At 65.4% G+C, this 19,453-nt stretch carries 22 protein-coding genes and 1 riboswitch; of the genes, 10 read left to right on the forward strand and 12 right to left on the reverse strand.

The features are described from left to right. Nucleotides 1-19: 19 nt before the first annotated feature. Together AC0WRY_RS05845 and AC0WRY_RS05850 are read right to left on the reverse strand one after the other, a co-directional pair. Nucleotides 20-745, reverse strand: a complete 726-nt coding sequence (locus tag AC0WRY_RS05845) for a response regulator (RefSeq protein ID WP_194406090.1) — start codon at nt 743-745, stop codon at nt 20-22. A gap of 2 nt (nt 746-747) precedes the next feature. Continuing rightward, complete coding sequence (locus tag AC0WRY_RS05850) at nt 748-1,290, reverse strand: MarR family winged helix-turn-helix transcriptional regulator (protein ID WP_246776418.1); 543 nt, start codon at nt 1,288-1,290, stop codon at nt 748-750. Between the two features lie 339 nt (nt 1,291-1,629). Here AC0WRY_RS05850 and AC0WRY_RS05855 point away from each other — a divergent pair, with 339 nt between their 5' ends. From AC0WRY_RS05855 to AC0WRY_RS05875, 5 genes are all read left to right on the forward strand, one after another. Continuing rightward, nucleotides 1,630-2,712: a branched-chain amino acid aminotransferase gene (locus tag AC0WRY_RS05855; protein ID WP_491122786.1), complete on the forward strand. Its 1,083-nt coding sequence runs from the start codon at nt 1,630-1,632 to the stop codon at nt 2,710-2,712. 202 nt (nt 2,713-2,914) lie between these two features. Further along, complete coding sequence (locus tag AC0WRY_RS05860) at nt 2,915-3,439, forward strand: YegJ family protein (RefSeq protein ID WP_491122787.1); 525 nt, start codon at nt 2,915-2,917, stop codon at nt 3,437-3,439. 208 nt (nt 3,440-3,647) lie between these two features. Next, a complete protein-coding gene (gene hisS / locus AC0WRY_RS05865; RefSeq protein ID WP_194406094.1) occupies nt 3,648-5,168 on the forward strand; it encodes a histidine--tRNA ligase in 1,521 nt (506 codons plus the stop codon). A gap of 100 nt (nt 5,169-5,268) precedes the next feature. After that, on the forward strand, nt 5,269-5,472 hold the full coding sequence (locus tag AC0WRY_RS05870) for a tautomerase family protein (RefSeq protein ID WP_008144861.1): 204 nt from the start codon (nt 5,269-5,271) through the stop codon (nt 5,470-5,472). Nucleotides 5,473-5,584: 112 nt separating this feature from the next. Further along, nucleotides 5,585-5,977, forward strand: coding sequence for a thioesterase family protein (locus AC0WRY_RS05875; RefSeq protein WP_491122788.1), 393 nt, complete (start codon nt 5,585-5,587; stop codon nt 5,975-5,977). A 33-nt stretch (nt 5,978-6,010) separates the two neighbouring features. Here the strand turns inward: AC0WRY_RS05875 and AC0WRY_RS05880 are convergent, their stop codons facing one another. The 3 genes from AC0WRY_RS05880 to AC0WRY_RS05890 form a co-directional block, all read right to left on the reverse strand. Continuing rightward, nucleotides 6,011-7,363 carry an NAD(P)H-dependent oxidoreductase gene (locus AC0WRY_RS05880; protein WP_194406096.1) on the reverse strand — a complete coding sequence of 451 codons (1,353 nt, stop codon included), beginning with the start codon at nt 7,361-7,363 and terminating at the stop codon, nt 6,011-6,013. Between the two features lie 75 nt (nt 7,364-7,438). Then, the gene (gene proC / locus AC0WRY_RS05885; RefSeq protein WP_491123445.1) at nt 7,439-8,278 is read right to left on the reverse strand and encodes a pyrroline-5-carboxylate reductase; all 840 of its coding nucleotides are present in this window, start codon (nt 8,276-8,278) and stop codon (nt 7,439-7,441) included. Nucleotides 8,279-8,483: 205 nt separating this feature from the next. Next, on the reverse strand, nt 8,484-8,984 hold the full coding sequence (locus tag AC0WRY_RS05890) for a type III secretion system chaperone family protein (RefSeq protein WP_194406097.1): 501 nt from the start codon (nt 8,982-8,984) through the stop codon (nt 8,484-8,486). A gap of 437 nt (nt 8,985-9,421) precedes the next feature. Then, a riboswitch (FMN riboswitch) is annotated at nt 9,422-9,580 on the forward strand. 75 nt (nt 9,581-9,655) lie between these two features. Between AC0WRY_RS05890 and AC0WRY_RS05895 the strand changes: the two genes are divergently transcribed. Next, the gene (locus AC0WRY_RS05895; protein WP_194406098.1) at nt 9,656-10,228 is read left to right on the forward strand and encodes a 6,7-dimethyl-8-ribityllumazine synthase; all 573 of its coding nucleotides are present in this window, start codon (nt 9,656-9,658) and stop codon (nt 10,226-10,228) included. Between the two features lie 110 nt (nt 10,229-10,338). Here the strand turns inward: AC0WRY_RS05895 and AC0WRY_RS05900 are convergent, their stop codons facing one another. The 6 genes from AC0WRY_RS05900 to AC0WRY_RS05925 all read right to left on the reverse strand — a co-directional run bounded on the left by AC0WRY_RS05900 (nt 10,339) and on the right by AC0WRY_RS05925 (nt 15,743). Next, on the reverse strand, nt 10,339-11,292 hold the full coding sequence (locus tag AC0WRY_RS05900; protein ID WP_194406099.1) for a ribose-phosphate pyrophosphokinase: 954 nt from the start codon (nt 11,290-11,292) through the stop codon (nt 10,339-10,341). 192 nt (nt 11,293-11,484) lie between these two features. Beyond that, entirely contained in the window at nt 11,485-12,102 is a 618-nt protein-coding gene (locus tag AC0WRY_RS05905) for a hypothetical protein (RefSeq protein WP_194406100.1), read from the reverse strand. A 146-nt stretch (nt 12,103-12,248) separates the two neighbouring features. Next, nucleotides 12,249-13,016, reverse strand: a complete 768-nt coding sequence (pgeF, locus tag AC0WRY_RS05910) for a peptidoglycan editing factor PgeF (RefSeq protein WP_194406101.1) — start codon at nt 13,014-13,016, stop codon at nt 12,249-12,251. After that, a complete protein-coding gene (locus tag AC0WRY_RS05915; RefSeq protein ID WP_194406102.1) occupies nt 13,016-14,131 on the reverse strand; it encodes a class I SAM-dependent methyltransferase in 1,116 nt (371 codons plus the stop codon). The genes pgeF and AC0WRY_RS05915 overlap by 1 nt, the downstream gene beginning before the upstream one ends. 20 nt (nt 14,132-14,151) lie before the next feature. Beyond that, nucleotides 14,152-14,997, reverse strand: coding sequence for a prolipoprotein diacylglyceryl transferase (gene lgt / locus AC0WRY_RS05920; RefSeq protein WP_194406103.1), 846 nt, complete (start codon nt 14,995-14,997; stop codon nt 14,152-14,154). 14 nt (nt 14,998-15,011) lie between these two features. Further along, nucleotides 15,012-15,743, reverse strand: coding sequence for a dienelactone hydrolase family protein (locus tag AC0WRY_RS05925; protein ID WP_491122789.1), 732 nt, complete (start codon nt 15,741-15,743; stop codon nt 15,012-15,014). A gap of 179 nt (nt 15,744-15,922) precedes the next feature. Between AC0WRY_RS05925 and AC0WRY_RS05930 the strand changes: the two genes are divergently transcribed. The 4 genes from AC0WRY_RS05930 (at nt 15,923) to ychF (ending at nt 18,948) form a co-directional block, all read left to right on the forward strand. After that, nucleotides 15,923-16,186, forward strand: a complete 264-nt coding sequence (locus AC0WRY_RS05930; RefSeq protein ID WP_194406105.1) for an accessory factor UbiK family protein — start codon at nt 15,923-15,925, stop codon at nt 16,184-16,186. A 275-nt stretch (nt 16,187-16,461) separates the two neighbouring features. Continuing rightward, on the forward strand, nt 16,462-17,178 hold the full coding sequence (locus AC0WRY_RS05935) for a 50S ribosomal protein L25/general stress protein Ctc (RefSeq protein WP_194406106.1): 717 nt from the start codon (nt 16,462-16,464) through the stop codon (nt 17,176-17,178). A 61-nt stretch (nt 17,179-17,239) separates the two neighbouring features. Next, on the forward strand, nt 17,240-17,845 hold the full coding sequence (gene pth, locus AC0WRY_RS05940) for an aminoacyl-tRNA hydrolase (RefSeq protein ID WP_491122790.1): 606 nt from the start codon (nt 17,240-17,242) through the stop codon (nt 17,843-17,845). A 5-nt stretch (nt 17,846-17,850) separates the two neighbouring features. Further along, nucleotides 17,851-18,948, forward strand: a complete 1,098-nt coding sequence (ychF, locus tag AC0WRY_RS05945) for a redox-regulated ATPase YchF (RefSeq protein WP_211418480.1) — start codon at nt 17,851-17,853, stop codon at nt 18,946-18,948. 111 nt (nt 18,949-19,059) lie between these two features. Here ychF and AC0WRY_RS05950 read toward each other — a convergent pair whose 3' ends face one another. Then, nucleotides 19,060-19,356, reverse strand: a complete 297-nt coding sequence (locus AC0WRY_RS05950) for a DUF4282 domain-containing protein (RefSeq protein ID WP_018648333.1) — start codon at nt 19,354-19,356, stop codon at nt 19,060-19,062. Nucleotides 19,357-19,453 lie beyond the last annotated feature (97 nt).

Consider the following 19,453-nt stretch of genomic DNA (forward strand, 5'->3'; position numbering starts at 1 on the left):
CTGGCGCGCTTCACTTGATTTATGGCGAGGCCACCAGGCGGTAGCCGATGCCGCGTACCGCCTGGAGGAACAGCGGATTGGCGGGGTCGGTCTCGATCTTGCGCCTGAGGCGGTTGATCTGCACGTCGACGGCGCGCTCGTTGACGCTGCCATTGCCGGTCAGCGCGCTGCGCGGCACGGTCTCGCCCGGCGTCTCCGAGAGAATGCGCAGCATCTCGCGCTCGCGGTCGGTGAGGTGGATGACCTCCTCGCCCTGGCGCAGCTCGCCGCGATCGAGATGGTATATGTAGGGACCAAAGGCGATCTTCTCGATCGTCGTGGCCTGCGGCGGCGGCGCGGCGCGCTTGAGGATGTTGTTGATGCGCAGCGCAAGCTCGCGCGGCTCGAACGGTTTTGCCACATAGTCGTCGGCGCCGATCTGCAGGCCCTCGATGCGGGCCTCCGCTTCATGGCGCGCCGTCAGCATCACGATCGGCACCGAGGAGGAGGTCCGGATGAAGCGCGCGAGATCGAAGCCGGTCTCGCCGGGCATCATGACGTCGAGGATCAGCAAGTCGAAATGCAGACCCAGCAATTTCGACCGCGCATCGCCGGCGCTGGCGGCCGTGGTCACGCGGTAGCCCTCGCCGGCAAGGAAACGCGAGAGCAGATCGCGGATGCGGCGGTCGTCGTCGACGAGCAACAGATGCGGCGCATCGTCGGCCGGGCGCGCCGGTGCGCGGGCGAGAGTGGCGGCGAGCGTCACGGTTACTCCTTGGCGTCTTGGTTGACGGAGGCGAAGATCGTCTCGAGCACCTTGTCCGGATCGTCCCGATCGATCATCGCACGCAGGAAGCGCTTGACCGTCTCGGCATCCTGCGGGCTCATCTCGGCGAGCGCTTTGGTGATCCGCGTGGTCTGCAGACCCGCGAGCTTCTGCACCAGCGTCTCGCCTTTCGGCGTCGCGTAGAGCAGGCGCTGGCGGCGGTCGTTGTCGCCGGTCTTCTGCACGATGTAGCCCTCGTCCAGGAGCTGCTTGAGCACGCGGCCGAGCGACTGTTTTGTGATGCGCAGGACGTCGAGCAGATCGGCGACCTTGAGACCAGGATAGCGGTAGACGAAGTGCATGACCCGGTGATGGGCCCGCCCGAAGCCGAAAGCCTCCAGCTCCTGGTCGGGATCGCCGACGAAGTCGCGATAGGCGAAGAACAGCAGCTCGATGATATCCCAGCGCAAATTGCCTCCATCGCCTGCGGCCCGCCGAGGCTCGGCGGCGTCTTGAGAGGGACTCGCGAAATTTATGTCAGGCATATTGACGTATCTTGGGTTCAATGTTACAAAACGATCAGCCCGCACGAAATTTTAGATCGTTTCGCGGCGGGCGGCGTCGATGCAGGGACGGCGGAAAGAGCCGGACAGGCGACGACAGCCGGATCAGATCTACCGTGCGATTGTCGAGCGGCATTTCGGCAAAACATACTGGACTTCCGTCTCGCGCAAAAGCATGTCCTGCCCGACATGCTGGCCACGGGAAACCGGCCGTAACAAGGCTGGCGGTGGTCCAGCCAGAAACCAATCGAGCCAGCTGGCCCCGGAACGGGGCGGGCGGGCGCCAGAACAGCGCCGATACCGGCAGCGGGAGCCAAGGACATGAGCATGACATTCGACATCCAGCCCGCCACCAATCCGACGTCCGAGAAGGACCGCGTGGCTAAGCTGGTGGACCCCGGCTTTGGCCGGGTCTTCACCGATCACATGGCGATCGTCCGCTACAACCAGGCCAAGGGCGGCTGGTACGAGGCGAAGATCGAGGCGCGCGCCAACTTCCAGATGGATCCGGCCGGCGCCGTCCTGCATTACGCGCAGGAGATTTTTGAAGGCCTGAAGGCCTACAAGCGCGACGACGGCGGCGTGAACCTGTTCCGTCCCGACGCCAATGCGCGGCGCTTCAGGGACTCGGCCGACCGCATGGCGATGGCGCAGCTGCCCGAGGACGTCTTCATCGAGGCGGTCGAGCAGCTCGTGCGCATCGATCGCGCCTGGATGCCGGGCGGCGAGGGCAGCCTTTACCTGCGGCCTTTCATGATCGCGAGCGAGACCTTCCTCGGCGTCAAGCCGTCGTCCGAATACATCTTCTCGGTCATCGCCTCGCCGGTCGGCTCCTATTTCAAGGGCGGTCCCGCGCCGGTCTCGATCTGGGTGTCGGAAAACTATACGCGCGCGGCCGTCGGCGGCACCGGCGCCGTCAAATGCGGCGGCAATTATGCCGCGAGCCTGCGCGCGCAGGCCGAAGCGATCCAGCACGGCTGCGACCAGGTTGTCTTCCTCGACGCGATCGAGCGCCGCTATATCGAGGAGCTCGGCGGCATGAACGTCTTCTTCGTGTTCGACGACGGCTCGCTGCTCACGCCGCCGCTCGGCACCATCTTGCCCGGCATCACCCGCGATTCCATCATCGCGCTGGCCAAGGACGCCGGCAAGACCGTGCGCGAGGAGCCGTATTCGCTCGACCAGTGGCGCAAGGACGCGGCGAGCGGCAAGCTGAAGGAGGCCTTTGCCTGCGGCACCGCCGCCGTCATCTCGCCGATCGGCAAGGTGCGCTCGGTGAGCGGCGATTTCGAGATCTCGGGCGGCGCCGCCGGCCCCGTCGCCATGGGCCTGCGCAAGCAGCTCGTCGACATCCAGTACGGCCGCACCAACGATCCGCACAACTGGATCCGCAAGGTGTTTTGAGGTCTCGTGTCCCGGACGCGCAAAGCGCGAGCCGGACCCAGAGTGCCAGTGGCTGGACCCCGGATCAGCAGCGCACCACGCCGCCAAGAGGCGCCGCGCTGCGCAGCATCCGGGGAACGCTGCTGCCGTTTAGCGCCATGAACGCCCTGCCACGATCCCGCGACAAAGTCCGGATACAACGAGCATCCCGGATATCGCGATCATGGCAACCAAACTCTCCCAACCCGTGAAATGGGTCGTTCTCGCCGCCATCACCGGCGTCTCCGTTTTCGGCATCCTGACCATCGGTCCGACGCACGAGGTCGTCGCGCAAGACCGCTCGCCGATCGTCGACGTGCGCACCAGCGATCCCGAGATGAATGCGGCGATCGCGCGGGCCCGCGGCACGCTGCCGACCTTCTGGGCGTCCTACGAGGCGCCGAAGTCGTCGGAGACCGGGCACGCCTTGAAGGTGCGCTTTTCGACCCGCAAGGGCGGCGAGCACATCTGGATCGGCGAGGTGAAGAAGCAGCCCGGCGGGACCTATTCAGGCCTGTTCGCCAACGAACCGCGCGACCTGCCGGGCAAGCACGCCGGCGATAAGGTTTCGTTCGGCGAAGCCGACATCTCGGACTGGATGTTCATGCGCAACGGCAAGATCGTCGGCGGCGAAACCATCAAGCCGACGCTGAAGTCGCTGCCGAAGGCGGATGCCGATGCCCTGCGGGCGCGGATGGAGCAGCCGTAGGTTCTCTTCTTCCTTCTCCCCTTGTGGGAGAAGGTGGCGCGAAGCGCCGGATGAGGGGTTATCTCCGCGAATCTCATCGTGAGATTTTCTCGCGCGGATAGAAACCCCTCACCCGTCTCGCCGCTTCGCGGCGAGCCACCCTCTCCCACAAGGGGAGAGGGAAAAGGCACCAGTTGCCGCCTCGCGCCCCGGCTGGTAAACGCCGCGCATGGCCGAGAAACCCAAAAAACCCCAGAAACTGAAGGCGCGCCTGCCGCGCGGGCTCGAGGATCGCGACCCCTCAGCGATCCGGGCGACGCGCGAGATGGTCGAGAAGATCCGCGCCGTCTACGAGCTCTACGGCTTCGAGCCGGTGGAGACGCCGGCGATGGAATATACCGACGCGCTCGGCAAGTTCCTGCCCGACCAGGACCGTCCGAACGAGGGCGTGTTCTCGTTCCAGGACGACGACGAGCAGTGGATCAGCCTGCGCTACGATCTGACAGCGCCGCTCGCGCGCTATGTCGGCGAGCGCTACGGCACCGACGCGCTGGTCTTGCCCTATCGCAGCTACCGCGTCGGCTATGTCTTCCGTAACGAGAAGCCCGGCCCCGGCCGCTTCCGCCAGTTCATGCAGTTCGACGCCGACACGGTGGGATCGGCGACGCCGGCGGCGGACGCCGAGATCTGCATGATGGCGGCGGACACGATGGAGGCGCTGGGCATTCAGCGCGGCCAGTACGTGGTGAAGGTGAACAACCGAAAAGTGCTCGACGGCGTTCTGGAAGCCATCGGGCTCGCCGGCGAAGAGAACGCCGGCCGCAGGCTGACGGTGTTGCGCGCGATCGACAAGCTCGACAAGTTTTCCGCCGACGAGGTGCGCAAGCTGCTCGGTCCCGGACGATGGGACGGCGGCGAAGAAGGCAAGGGCGACTTCACCAAGGGCGCCAATCTGAGCGAAGCCGAAGCCGACGTCGTTCTCGCCATCACCAAACCGCGCGAGGATTGGAAAGAGGCGATTGCCGCCGCAGAAACCTACCTCGCCAAGAGCCAGGTCGGCCAGGCCGGCGTTAGCGAGCTGGAAGAGATTGCCAAGCTGGTGACCGCGTCGGGTTACGGTGCGGACCGCATCAAGATCGATCCCTCCGTCGTGCGTGGCCTCGAATATTACACCGGCCCGGTCTACGAGGTCGAACTGCTGCTCGAGACCAAGGACGAGAAGGGCCGCCCGGTGCGCTTCGGCTCGGTCGGCGGCGGCGGGCGATACGACGGTCTCGTCTCGCGCTTCCGCGGCGAGCCGGTGCCGGCCACCGGATTCTCGATCGGTGTGTCCAGGCTTCAGGCTGCGCTGACGCTGCTCGGCAAGCTCGACATCAAGCCGGACTTCGGCCCCGTCGTCGTCACCGTGTTCGACCGCGACCGCGTCGCCGACTATCAGAAGATGGTGGCGTCGTTGCGCAACGCCGGCATCCGGGCCGAGCTCTATCTCGGCAATCCCAAGAACATGGGCAACCAGCTCAAATATGCCGACCGTCGCAACTCGCCTTGCGTGATCATCCAGGGCTCCGACGAGAAGGCGCGCGGCGAGTTGCAGATCAAGGATTTGATCGAAGGCGCCAAGGCGGCCGCCGCGATTGCGTCCAACCAGGAATGGCGCGAGAGCCGGCCGGCGCAGTTCTCGTGCAGCGAAGCCGATCTCGTTGCGAAGGTGCGCGAGGTTTTGGCCCGCCATGACGTAAAGTGGGGATAGCCATTCCGAGAGGCCGTCGTGCCCGGGCTTGTCCCGGGCAGCCACGTCTTGTTTGATGGCGACCGTCAATGGCCGGCGTCCGGCCGCAAGGGAGAGACAAATGCCTGAGATCACCGTCAGCATGGCCGAAGGCCGCACCGACGAGCAGAAGGCCGGCATGATGCGCGACATCACGCAGGCGCTGGTGAAGAATCTCGGCGTCGATGCCGATGCCGTCGTCATCCAGATCAACGAAGCCCCGCTCCGTCACAAGATGAAGGGCGGCAAGACCTTCGTGGAGCGCGCGGCGGCGGCGAAGAAGTGACGCGTTAGCGTCATTCCGGGGCGCGCGAAGCGCGAACCCGGACTCTCGTGCCGCAAACTTCTGGATTCCGGGATCGGCGCTATGCGCCGCTCCGGAATGACGAGCAAGCCCCATGGACGCACGCGATTTCATCACGATCGGCATGAGCGCCGAGCGCACGCTGGTGGTGCCGGCGGAGCGCACGGTCGGGCATTTCGTGCCCGGCATGCCCATGGTCTACGCGACGCCGATGATGATCCTGGAAATGGAGATGACGGCGGGCGATGCGATCCGCGCCGCGCTTCAGCCGGGCTGGATCACCGTCGGGACCGAGGTCGATATCCGCCATCTCGCAGCCGCCCTCGTCGGCGCGACGGTACGGACCAATGCGAAGGTCGTCGCGGTGGAGCGCCGCGTCATCCGCTTCGAGGTCGAGGCCTTCGAAGGCACGCGCAAGCTCGGCGAGGGCCGCCACGCGCGCGGGCTGGTCAATGTCGAGATGTTCAACAAGCGGCTTGGCGCGTAGCGCTGCGGCCGGGCGCCACCTCGCTCAACCTGCCTAACGTACCGTCGAAGAGGCATAGAACGCTTCCTGCTCCCTGCGGATGCGCACGGCAGGCAGCGTCTCGTCGATTGCCACGTCGGCCCAGGTGATGCAGGCGTCCTTGGCAACCGCTCTGGTCAATCGCACATTGTGCGCAAGTCCGAGCGGCAGATAGCCCTTAGCAAGCGACGTGCCGGCCGGCGTCAGCTTGCCAAAGACGGTGTAGCCGCCTTCTCCGTCGAGCGTATCCCCCGCGCGCAGCTCCTTCTTGGCCGTCGCGGCAACATCGGCGTTGAACGTTGTCGCGACCCCCGTCGCCTCCTTGCGCAGAGCGATCGAGGCCACCGAAATTCCAAGCTCCAGACCGATGAGATGCCACTTCTTGTAGGAGCTCATGTAACGGCCGCTCGGATCAGTGACGACGCTGTATTCCTTGAAGCAATTGCGGATGTACTCGCTGTCGCCTTCGAAGCAGACCCAGACGCCCTTGCGAATATCGTTGGGGATCGGTTTGCCCTCGGCCGTCAGGCAGGACACGACTTCGACCTGGCCCTTGGATTCCAGCACGCCGCCCTCGGAGCGAGGGCGCATCAGCGTCGGGATGTCGTCGACCGATCCCGGCGGGAATGCGAGGCCTTGCGAGGGCGCCTCCAGCCCGGTTGCGTTCGCGATCGCGGCGGATTCGATCGCCGGCTTGGAGCCGTCGAGGAACGCGTTGAACATTTTTGGATTCATGCCGCCGTGCGCAGCTTGCTCGGCAGTGAGGCCCCAGTGATCCCAGACCGTTTCGGGGGTCGACTCCCGGTAGTGCGGTAGCCACTTGTGGCCGCGGCCCGCTGCGACGACCGGGAAACCGCAGGCCCTTGCCCAATCGACGAGGTCGCAGGCGAGGGCCGGCTGATCGCCATAGGCGAGGCTGTAGATCACCCCGGCTTGCCTCGCTCGTTGTGCGAGGATCGGTCCGCAGAATGCGTCGGCCTCGACGGTCACGTTGATGACAGGTTTGCCGGCAGAAAAGGCGCCAAGGCAGTGTTCCACCGCCGCCACGGGATTGCCGGTGCACTCGGCGATCACCTCCACGGCTTCGCACTTCACCAGCGCTTCCCAGTCGTCGGTCAGAAAGGTCGTGCCGTTCTTGAGGGCATCCTCAAGCGAGAGCGCGGCGAATTGCTCCGGGCGCCAGCCAACCCGGTTCAGGTTCTCGCGAGCACGCGACGGTGACAGGTCCGCAATGCCGACGAGATGGACGCCCGGTGTGCGCAGAACCTGATGAAGGTACATTGCACCGAATTTGCCTGCTCCGATCAGTCCGATTCTGATCGGGCGTCCGCTGGCGTGTCGTTCGAGAAGTTTCGCGTACAGGTTCACGATCGCTCTCCCTTTCGGCAACCGCCGAGCTCGCTTCGCATCGGCCCGCCCAAGTCGGCCCCAAGCACTCCCTGCCTACTTCGCCAATTCCTTCGACCGCTGCGTGGCTGCTGCGATCGCGCGGATCATGAGATCGCGCAGGCCCGGTTCGCCCATCAGCACACCGAGCGCTGCGGCGGTGGTGCCGCCGGGCGAGGTGACGTTCTGGCGCAGCGTGGCGGAAGGCAGCTCCGATTGATGCAGCAGCTCGCCGGAGCCGGCGACGGTTTCGCGCGCAAGCTTGGTCGCCAGCGCTTCCGGCAGGCCCGCCTCGACGCCGGCGCGCGCGAGCTCCTCGGCGAGCAGGAACACATAGGCGGGGCCGGAGCCGGAGACGGCGGTGACCGCGTCCATCAGCCCTTCATCCTCTACCCATTCGACCGAGCCGGTGGCGCGCAGCAGCGCGTCGGCCACGGCGCGCTGCGCGGTGCTGACGTTGTTCGCTGCGACGGCTACGGTGATGCCGCGGCCGATCGCGGCCGGCGTGTTCGGCATCGCGCGCACGACGGCGCCGCCGCAGACGTCCTGGAGCGCAGCGATCGTGGTTCCCGCCATGATCGAGACCACGGAGGTCCTTTCCGAGACGAACGATTTCAGCCTCGCGCCGGCCTCGCGGAACATCTGCGGCTTCACCGCGACGACCAGCGTCTCGACCCGGCCGACCGTGGCTGCGTCGGGATTGAGCGCGACGCCACTGGTGGCAAGCGCGGTGATCTCGGGCGAGATGTGCGGATCGATCACCGCGACGCGGCGCGGGTCGAGCCCGCCCGCAAGCCATCCGGTCAGCATCGCGCCGCCCATCTTGCCGGCGCCGGCGAGCAGGATGGTGCCGGTGATGTTTTGGAGTGTGCTGTTGTCTGCCACTGTGCTCACCATCAACAAAGGTGTCGTCCCTGCCTGGTGCGCAATTGCGCGCGGGCGCAGGGACCCCCGCGCGAGCGCTTGCTCGTCGCGTTACCACAGGCGGTTCTAGTGGATGGAGAGCAGAGCAACAAGCCGCGTGCCCAAGGATGAATCACGCGGTATGGGTCCTGGATCCGCGCTTCGCTTGTCCGGGGCGACAGCGGAGAGGAGTTGAGCCCTACGCCTCTCCGACCGTATCGAACATCGCGGCGTCCATCGCCTCGGTCGTGGACTTGCCCGCCCACACCACGAACTGGAACGCCGGGAAATAGCGCTCGCAGGCGTGGATGGCGCCGGCGAGCATGGCTTCGCATTGCGCGGTCGAGGCGGTGAGGCCGCCCGGCAGCACCAGGGCCTGGCGGTGCATCACCATGCCGGTGCTGGTCCACAGGTCGAAATGACCGACCCATAGCTGCTCGTTGACGGCGGCGACGAGCCGCTGCACCTCGCCGCGCCGCGCGAGCGGAATCTTCATGTCGAACGCGCAGGCCAGATGCAGCGCCTCGATCTCGCCCATCCAGGTGAAGGAGAGCTGGTAGTCGGTCCATTGTCCCTTCGAGACAATCGTGAGTTCGTCTTCGCCGGAGCGTTCGAACGGCCAGTTGTTGCTGGCAGCGATGTCCTCGACCACCGCGAGCGGATGGCTTTTGGAATCGATGGTGCTTTCGAGCAGGGACATGCCGTCTCGACCTCTTGCCTTCTTGTTGTCTTTGATACGCACGCGGTTGGGCCCGGCGCGCGCTCCCTAGACGCTACCGCGATCCCTGGAGTCGCTCTCGCGATCCTCGGATCAGCGCGGGCCTTTCGCGGATCAAGTGATGTGATTTGCGGAATCTGCGCAACGGGGTCCCGAGTCCGTCCACAAGCCAGGACTCGTTCGTCCACAGCTCATCTCCGCCACAATTCTTAACGCCGGAAGTCGCTGGTCCCGAGCGAGGAGAACAAATCAGAATCAAACACGCAGGGGCGCCAATCGTTAATTCCGTCCCGCGGGGCCGGACCGCCAAGAGGACCCCAACGCCGGCATGGGACCATGCGATTTGCCCATGCGGAACATACTTGCCGCGCCGCCGCGCCGGCGGCATATTTCCGAACAGGCCGTTCATTCCGGGCGGCCGATGTTCTCAGGGCGGGGTGAAAGTCCCCACCGGCGGTAAGGGCCGAAAGGCCTAAGCCCGCGAGCGCCTTCCGCGAGGGGTATCCCGAACGGAAGGGTCAGCAGATTCGGTGCAACTCCGAAGCCGACGGTTAAAGTCCGGATGAAAGAGAACGGTCGGTGGCAGACGCATCGCAAGGTGCGGCTGTTTGTCGTTCCGTGTGCCCTGATTCTGGTCCTCGAAAAGGAAAGCCATGAATCAGATGTTGCAAGATCCCCAAGTCGAAGCTTCCCAAGTCGAAACTGAAGTCCCCCATCCGCCGGTTCCGCAAGGACCTGCGGCCGAGCACCCGCGCTTCGCCAAACCGCAGCGGGTGGCGTTCGTGCAGGCCTGCTGGCACCGCGACGTGGTCGAGGAGGCCCGCATCGCCTTCATGAAGGAGGCTGCGGCGCGGCACCTCACCCATGTCGACGTGTTCGAGGTGCCGGGCTCCTTCGAGATCCCGCTGCACGCGCAGGTCCTCGCCAAGACGCGGCGCTATACCGCGATCGTCGCGGCCGGCCTCGTCGTCGACGGCGGTATCTATCGCCACGAATTCGTCGCCGACACCGTGATCAAGGCGCTGATGGATGTGCAGCTCCGCACCGAGGTGCCGGTGTTCTCGGCCGTGCTGACGCCGCAGCAATTCCACGAGACCGAGGTGCACTACGACTTCTTCCGCAGGCACTTTGCCATCAAGGGCGTCGAGGTGGCGGCCGCCTGCGCGGAGACGTTGCTGGGCCTCGAACGCTTGCGCGGCCAGGTCGCGGCGGGGATCGTGGGGTAGGTCTGGTCGTTCCGGGGCGCGCAGCGTGAACCCGGAAGCCATTTATCGAAACGGATCGCTGCAAGATGGATTCCGGGCTCGGCGCTGCGCGCCGCCCCGGAATGACGGTGTCAGTCGAACAGGCTCGACACCGACTCTTCCGCCGCCGTGCGCGCGATCGCGTCGGAGATCAGGCTCGCGATCGGCAGGGTGCGGATGTTCGGCGCCTTGGTCACCGCCTCGGTCGGCAGGATCGAGTCGGTGATCACGAGCTCCTTCAGCTTGGAGTTCGTGATGCGGGCGGCCGCGCCGCCGGAGAGCACGCCGTGGGTGATGTAGGCGTAGACGTCCTTGGCGCCCTTGGCGATCAGCGCGTCGGCCGCGTTCACCAGCGTGCCGCCGGAGTCCACGATGTCGTCGATCAGGATGCAGGTGTAGCCGGCGACGTCGCCGATCACGTTCATGACCTCGGACTCGCCCGCACGTTCACGGCGCTTGTCGACGATCGCGAGCGGGGTGTTGATGCGCTTGGCAAGGCCGCGCGCGCGCGCCACGCCGCCGACGTCTGGCGAGATCACCATCGTCTTGGAGAGATCGAACTTGTCCTTGATGTCGCGCACCATCAGCGGCGCCGCGTAGAGGTTGTCGGTCGGGATGTCGAAGAAGCCCTGGATCTGGCCGGCGTGCAGGTCCAGCGTCATGACACGGTCGACACCGGCCTGCGTGATCAGATTGGCGACGAGCTTGGCCGAGATCGGCGTGCGCGAGCCCGATTTGCGGTCCTGCCGCGCGTAGCCGAAATAGGGCAGCACCGCGGTGATGCGGCGCGCCGAGGAGCGGCGCAGCGCGTCGGTGATGATCAGCAATTCCATCAGATGGTCGTTCGCGGGGAACGAGGTCGACTGGATGATGAAGGCATCCGAGCCGCGGACGTTCTCCTGGATCTCGACGAAGATCTCCATGTCGGCGAAGCGCCGCACCACCGCCTTGGTCAGCGGCAGGTCGAGGCCTTGCGCGATCGCCTGCGCGAGAGCCGGATTGGAGTTGCCGGCGACGAGCTTGATGGAGCCGTTTTTGGCCGACATGGACGCTTCCTCCCGCGCTTTGCTGGATACGACGTTCAACATCTCAGATCCCACTGGAAGCACGGTTACAACGGGCGAGGAAATATCAGGCGGGAGGCTGCAATGGCAACCCGGGATGATACGTTTTCCCTTCGAAAATCCTGAGTCGGGCCAACGGCTTGGCCGCAACTTGAGGCCGTGGTTTAGCGGGGGTTATCGCTCGGCATAGCCGAGCGCCGAGCTCGGCATCTCGGGCGCCGGGACGTCCTTGATCACGCTCGCCACCGCCGGTCCCCGCAAGCCTGGGGCCGGGCTAGAGCCATCCGGAGTCCCGTTGATCATGTTGGAAAGTCCGCTGAATCCGGCCTGGGCGATCTTCCGCAGCACGAGGTCGTCGGCGGCGTTCCAGGGATCGCGGCCGCCCTTGGCCGAGGTCGGTTCCTCGCCGGAGAGACGCAGCGCGCGCTGCTGGTTGGCGTCATAGACGTCCCAGACCCAGGCGATCACGGTCTTGCCGCGGACGACCTGGGCCGACAAGTAGCTGCGCACGCGGTACGCGGCCGTCCCCTCGCGGGAGACGACGGACAGGCTGCGCAGCTTGGATTCGCTGTCGAGCACGCCGACCATACGGTCGAATACAGGCGGCGGCGGGCCGTCGATCGATTCGAAGGCGACCGTCGCGCCCGAGCCGGTGCTCGGCGCCATCGCATAGGAGTTGGCGGCGCCGCCGCCACCGCCGGCGCAGCCGCCAAGCGCGGTCGCAGCCGCCAGCAGCATGACCGCCAGCACGCGCGAACCCGCACGGCCCAGGATGAATGACGCGTCCCTCATTATGGAGGGCAGCGATATCGTTAAAATCGGTTAAGGTCTAGGGCAGGGGCGACACAACTCACTGTCGTCGCGTCAATGCACCCGTCATTCCGGGTTCGATCCTGCGGACTGCCCCGGAATGACGATTGTAAAGGTTGCTCTTGTGTTCACCCTTCCAGCGCGATCGCGTGGACGTGGCGGCCGTAATCCGGCTCCTTGCGATGCACCGAGCGGCGATAGCTGAAGAAGCGCTCGTCGGCATAGGTGTCGAGACCGAGATCGTCGATCATCAGGATGCCGGCGGCGTCGAGGCGCCTGCGGATGAAGCCGGCGAGATCGAACATCGCGTGTCCCTCGCGCACCGAGGGGATGAAGAACATGGCGTTGTCCGCATCCGCCTCGATGAAGCGCGCCACGAACTCGTTGCCGACCTCGTAACTGTCCTGACGGATCAAGGGGCCGATCGCGGCGATGATGCCGCTACGCGTGGCGCCGAGCTTCTCCATCGCGGAGATCGTCGCCTCCAGCACGCCGGTGAGCGCGCCCTTCCAGCCGGCATGCGCGCCGCCGATCACGCGCGCATTGGGATCGACGAACAGCACCGGTCCGCAGTCGGCGGTGGAAACGCCGAGCGCAATGCCGGGCGTTTTCGTCACGAGCGCATCGCCCTTCGGCCGCGGTCCGCTCGGCCACGGTGTCTCGGCCACGAGCACGTCGGGCGAGTGGATCTGGTGCAGGCTGATGAAGCGGTCCGCGGCGACGCCGACATGCTCGGCCATGCGGCGGCGGTTCTCCGCGACCAGGTCCTGATCGTCGTTGGAGCCGAGCCCGCCGTTCAGCGCGGCATAGATGCCGCTTGAGACGCCGCCTTCACGGGTGAAGAAGGCATGGCGCAGGCCGGGCACCGCGGCGAGCAGCGAGGACGTGACCGTCATCAATCGTCTCCGGCCTGTTCGAGATCGCTGAGGCCGGCAATGCCCGTCAGCCGCGGCTCGGAGATGCCGAGCACCTTGAACATCGAGCCCATGCCACTGCGCCCGGTGTCCGTCAGGCGCTTGAGCGCGATCGAAATGTCGGTGCCCACTTCCGGTGTTGCCTTCTGCATCAGGGCGGCCGCCCTCGTATCGATGCCGATCCGCTTCAGGAAGTCGCCTTGCGTCACCGGTCCGTGCACGCGGGCGCCGACATCCTCGGCCGCGCGCGCCAGCGCCTGGAAGTCAACATGGGCGGTGACGTCGGCCAGGCCCGGCGCCTTCAGGGGGTCGGCGAAGGTGTGGCGTGCAATCGCCTGGAAGGTGTCGCCGGCATCGCTGCGCAAATGGCCGTAGTCGATGATCAGGGCCGCGCCGTCCTGGTCGCGCACGCGCGTGGCGAGCTTCATGATCTCGCCGTCGGGCCGCCATTCGAATACGGCGCCGACAGGCGCGGCGCGCACCAGGGGCGGCAGCAGCACGTCGAAGCGCGGCGTCGGCTCCGGCGCCGCGCCGAATTGAAGCTTTCCGTTGGGATCGATCTCGATCACGCGCTCGTGCCAGCCGTTCTCGAGACGGACCATCTGGTGGATCGGCAGCACGTCGAAATATTCGTTGGCGAGGATGATACTCGGTCCCTCAGGCACGTCGTCGATGCTGTCGTGCCAGGTGATGTTGCGCACGGCGGACAGCGTCGCGCCCTGCCGCTCGCGCAGCACGGGATTGACCTCGACCATGTGGATATGGAGCGCCTGGTAGAGCGGCGGCAGCACGCGCAGTGCACGCAGCGCATCCGCCATCATGGTGCCGCGGCCGGGGCCGAGCTCGATCAGCCGCAAGAATTGCGGCGAGCCCATCTGCTTCCACACCGAGGCCGTCCACAGGCCCAAGAGCTCGCCGAACATCTGGCTGACCTCGGGCGCGGTGGTGAAGTCGCCCTCACGTCCGAGCGGATCGCGCGAGAGGTAATAGCCATAGCGCGGATGCATCAGGCACAGTTCCATGTAGCGCCAGACCGGCATGGGGCCTGAGGCTTTGATCAATGCCTTGATCTCGTTGAGTAAGGGCTGGTCGGTCACGGCCATCTTCTCGAAATGAATTAACGAATAGCCTCAATGGGCTTCGGCGCACCGCGCCTGACGGCCAATACAATAAGGACGAGGCCGACGATAAGCATCGGGATCGACAGCAGCATGCCCATGGTTAATCCGCCCCAGAGGAAGCCGAGCTGGGCGTCGGGTTCGCGGAAATGCTCGCCGATGATCCGGGTCAGGCCGTAGATCAGGATGAAGCTGCCGAGGATCATGCCGGGCCGCTTCAGCGCGCCAAGGCGGATCATGATCGCAAGCACCGTGAACAGCAGGATGCCTTCCATGCCGGCCTCGTAGAGCTGGCTCGGATGTCGCGGCAACTGCGTCGGATCGTTGGGAAAGATCATCGCCCAGGGCAGGCTCGCATCGGTGGCGCGGCCCCACAGCTCGCCGTTGATGAAATTGGCGAGCCGCCCGAGCAGCAGCCCGACCGGGGCGACAGCAGTCGTGATATCGCCGAGCGACAGGATCGGAATCTTGTTGCGGTAGGCGAACCACATCACCGCGACGACGCAGCCGAGGAAGCCGCCATGGAAGGACATGCCGCCCTCCCACAATCTGAAGATCGCCGCCGGATGGTCGATGAAGAAGGGAAGGTTGTAGAACAGCACGTAGCCGGTGCGGCCTCCGAGAATGATGCCGAGCGTGACCCAGAGGATGAAGTCGTCGACCTGGAGCAGCGAGATCGGCGCGGGGCCGCCCCACAGGCGTTCGTTCTTCAGCAGCGAACGCGCATAGAGCCAGCCGAACACGATGCCGCAGATGTAGGCGAGCGCATACCAGCGGATCGCGAACGGACCAATCTCGAGCGCGATCGGCTTGAAGGCGGGGAAGTCGATGAGCAAAAAGGGCATCGCGCCTTCTATACCTAGACGAGATTGCGGCGATAGAGCGCCAGCAGACGCTCCCAATGCCGCTCGGCAGCGTCGCGGTCATAGACCGGGCGCTTGGGGAAGGCGAAGCCGTGATGCGTGCCGGGATAGATTTCGACCTCGGCTTTCGCGCCTTTCATGCCCTCTTTGACCTTCTCGATGATCTCCGGCGGCGCATAGACGTCGGTCTCCGCGCAGCCGAAATAGAGTTCGGCCTTGGTCTTGCTTGCGGCGAGATGCGGGCTGTCGTCCTGATCGGTCGCGAGCTGCACGCCGTAGATCGAGGCGGCCGCTTTGACATTCGCAGGGAAGTGCGTCGCGGCGTTGATGGCGTAGCGGCCGCTCATGCAGTAGCCGACGGTGCCGACCAGCCTGGTGTTCGCTTCCGCCTGGCCCTCGGCATAGGTGAGCAGCGCTCGCGTGTCGTCCATGATCATGGGAATCGTGAGCGAGCCCATCAGCTGGAACATGCGCTTTCGCTCCGGCGCGTTCGGGTCGGCCGGCAGCGCACCGAGCTCCATCACGCCGGAGCGGTAGTACAAGTTCGGCAGCATCACGTAATAGCCGGACGTCGCGAGCCGGCGTGCCATGTCGCGCAGCTCTTCGCGGATCGCCGGCGCATCCATGTAGAACAGGATGACCGGAAACGGCCCACCGCGTTCGGGATGGCTGATGAAGGTTGCGGTGTGGCCGTCCTTGGTGGGGATCGCGATCTGCTGGTCGATCATCTGTTCGATCTTTTACTTGCGCCTTGTGATTCTTCTTATGCAGGGACGTCGAATACGATTGCAAGGAAACCGGGTCATGACAAGGATACCGCCGATGGGCACTTGAACGGCCTCGCGCGGATTGCCATTGTCTTTCCGAGCGTTCGCGTAAAGTTTATCTGAGCTGCCAGGAGGCCGAAATGACCCAGACCAACAACCGGTTTTTCGACGAGATCGGCCGCCTGATGAACGATGCCGCAGGCGCCGCCCAGGGCGTCAAGCGCGAGTTCGACACGGTGATGCGGACCCAAGCCGAGAAATTCCTGCGCGACATGGATCTGGTCAAGCGCGAGGAGTTCGAGGCAGTCAAGGACATGGCGCGCCTGGCGCGTGAGGAGAACGAGGCGCTGAAGGCACGCATCGCGGCGCTGGAGGCGAAGCTGGCGGGCGCGCCGACGTCCTGACCGGCGTCGTTCCGGGGCGGTCCGCAGGACCGAACCCGGAACCTCGAGATTCTCAGGTGCGCAATTGCGCACCATCGTTCGGCCGCTGCCGCGATCGCCCCGGAATGACGGCAGATCCGGTACCTTCCGCCAGCCCATTCTCCTTGTCATTTCCGCATCTTCCGGGTAAAAGCCCGCCAAGTTCGTGGCCCCCGCACCCCTGGAGGCTTGCTGCGAGCTATGCCATGGGCCGCGCTGCGGCCCATTAACTTTTGCAAAAACAAGGACTTAACGACATGGCGACGACCGTCAAGGAATTGAAGGCGACCGCACGTCCGAAGAGCGGCAAGGGGGCCGCCCGGGCTGAGCGTCGCGCCGGGCGCGTGCCCGGAGTGATCTATGGCAACAACCAGCCCCCCGTCACGATCTCGATCGAAGATCGCGAACTGCGCCAGCGCATCCTCGCCGGCCGGTTCCTGACCACGCTGGTGGACATCGATCTCGAGGGCAAGAAGCACCGCGTGATTCCGCGCGACTATCACCTCGATCCGGTCAAGGACTTCCCGATCCATGTCGACTTCATGCGGCTCGGCGAAGGCGCCACCATCCGCATCAGCGTGCCGCTGCATGTCGTGAAGGCGGAAACCTCCCCGGGCGTGAAGCGCGGCGGCACCGTCAACATCGTCGCCCACGCGATCGAGCTCGAATGCGGCGTCGAGAGCATTCCGCAGTACATCGAGGCCGATGTCGGCGCGCTGGAAATCGGTCACTCGCTGCATCTGGCGGACGTCAAGCTGCCGGCCGGCGTGAAGGCGCTGACCCGCGAGGACGCGACCCTCGTCACCATCGTGCCGCCGTCCGGCTACGCCGAAGAGCAGAAGGCCGCGGCTGCGGCTGCTGCCCCTGGCGCTGCTGCGGCTGCTCCGGCGGCTGGCGCTGCGGCTCCGGCTGCGGGTGCTGCTGCACCGGCTGCTGCTGCCAAGGCTCCCGCCGGCGGCGACAAGAAGAAGTAATCTCTCGAAAGAGCTGGCGCGCGGTCCCTGATCGCGCGCTGGCTGAGGGGCGCGCCGCGTCATGCGACTCTTTGTTGGGCTCGGCAATCCCGGCGCGAAATACGCACGTAACCGGCACAATATCGGCTTCATGGCGGTCGACGAGATCGCGCGCCGTCACAGCTTTGCGCCGTGGCGCCGCCGCTTTCAGGGCGAGACCTCGGAAGGCACGCTCGGCACGGAGCGCGTGATCCTGCTCAAGCCGACGACCTACATGAACGAGTCCGGCCGCGCCGTGCAGGAAGCTGCAAGCTTCTTCAAGATCGCGCCTGGCGACGTCACCGTGTTCCATGACGAACTCGAGCTGCCGCCGGGCAAGGTGCGGGTGAAGATCGGCGGCGGCATCGCCGGCCACAACGGCCTGCGCTCGATCTCGGCGCATATCGGCAACGATTATCGCCGCGTGCGCCTCGGCATCGGTCATCCCGGCGTCAAGGAACTGGTGCACGGCCACGTCCTGTCGGACTTCGCCAAGGCCGACAATGACTGGGTGGCGACGCTGTGCGAGGCGGTGGCCGAGCACGCAGGCCTGGTCGCCAAGGGCACGGACGCGACCTTCGCCAACAGGGTGCATCTTGCGATGCAGGCGAAGGGATTTTTGACCAAGGACGACAACGGCAAGGAATAACGCTCGTGGGATTCAAATGCGGGATTGTCGGGTTGCCCAATGTCGGCAAGTCGACCTTGTTCAATGCGCTGACCGAGACGGCCGCGGCGCAGGCGGCGAACTATCCGTTCTGCACCATCGAGCCGAATGTCGGCGAGGTCGCCGTGCCCGATCCCAGGCTCGACAAGCTCGCGGCGATCGCCAAGTCCGGACAGATCATCCCGACCCGGCTGACCTTCGTCGACATCGCGGGCCTCGTCCGCGGCGCCTCCAAGGGCGAAGGCCTCGGCAATCAATTTCTGGCCAACATCCGCGAGGTCGACGCCATCGCGCATGTGGTGCGCTGCTTCGAGGATTCCGACATCACCCATGTCGAGGGCAAGATCGCCCCGCTCGCCGACATCGAGACCATCGAGACCGAGCTGATGCTCGCCGATCTCGACAGCCTCGAGAAGCGCGTCGACAACCTCACCAAGAAGGCCAAGGGCAACGACAAGGACGCCAAGGAGCAACTCGACCTCGTCAACCGCACCTTGGTGCTGCTGCGCGAGGGCAAGCCCGCACGTCTCGTCGAGCGCAAGGCGGAGGAGGAACGTGCTTTCGGGATGCTCGGCCTGTTGTCGTCCAAGCCCGTGCTCTATGTCTGCAACGTCGAGGAAGGCTCGGCCGCCACGGGCAATTCGTTCTCGAAAGCCGTGCAGGACCAGGCCGCCAAAGAAGGCGCGGTCGCCGTCGTCATCTCCGCCAAGATCGAATCCGAGATCGCAACGATCTCGCGTGACGAGCGTGCCGACTTCCTGGAGACGCTGGGTCTGGAGGAAGCCGGCCTCGATCGCCTGATCCGCGCCGGTTACACGCTGCTCGACCTCATCACCTATTTCACGGTCGGCCCGAAGGAAGCGCGCGCCTGGACCATCCATCGCGGGACCAAGGCCCCGGGCGCGGCGGGTGTGATCCACACCGATTTCGAGAAGGGCTTTATCCGCGCCGAGACCATTGCCTATGAGGATTACGTCGCGCTCGGCGGCGAGGCCGGCGCGCGCGATGCCGGCAAGCTCCGGCTCGAAGGCAAGGAATACGTCGTCGCCGACGGCGACGTGATGCATTTCAGGTTCAATACGTAAGGCCTGTCATTCCGGGGCGCGCGGAGCGCGAACCCGGAATCCATCGGGCGCCAGAACCAAAGGATGAATGGATTCCGGGTTCGCCTCTTCGAGGCGCCCCGGAACGACGGGCTAGCGCATCCCGCCGCCCTGGTCGCGGATCGCGCCGAGATGCTCGTTGATGCGGAAGACGATCAGGATCAGCTCGGCGACGATGCGCGAGAACACGATGCCGACGACGACGCTCGCGATCGACGACAGCAGCACCAGGAAGCCGCCGAACGGGCTGATCGCCATCGCAGCCAGGCCGGAGAAGATGCCGGAGAGGCCGAACAGGCAGATCAGCGCGATCACAAGCCAATAGAAGGTCTTGATGATCGTCGGCGTGATGAAGCGGTCCCACTGAAACAGGTCGCTGAATGAAAACATTGCTCTCCCCAGGGCATTGGGCCTTGGTAAATGGATCTCGGTCCTCGGTCGATCCGACTCGGATCAACGCCGCCACCCGGTATGTAGCACGAGCCAT

Source organism: Bradyrhizobium sp. T-12 (genome assembly GCF_058314695.1).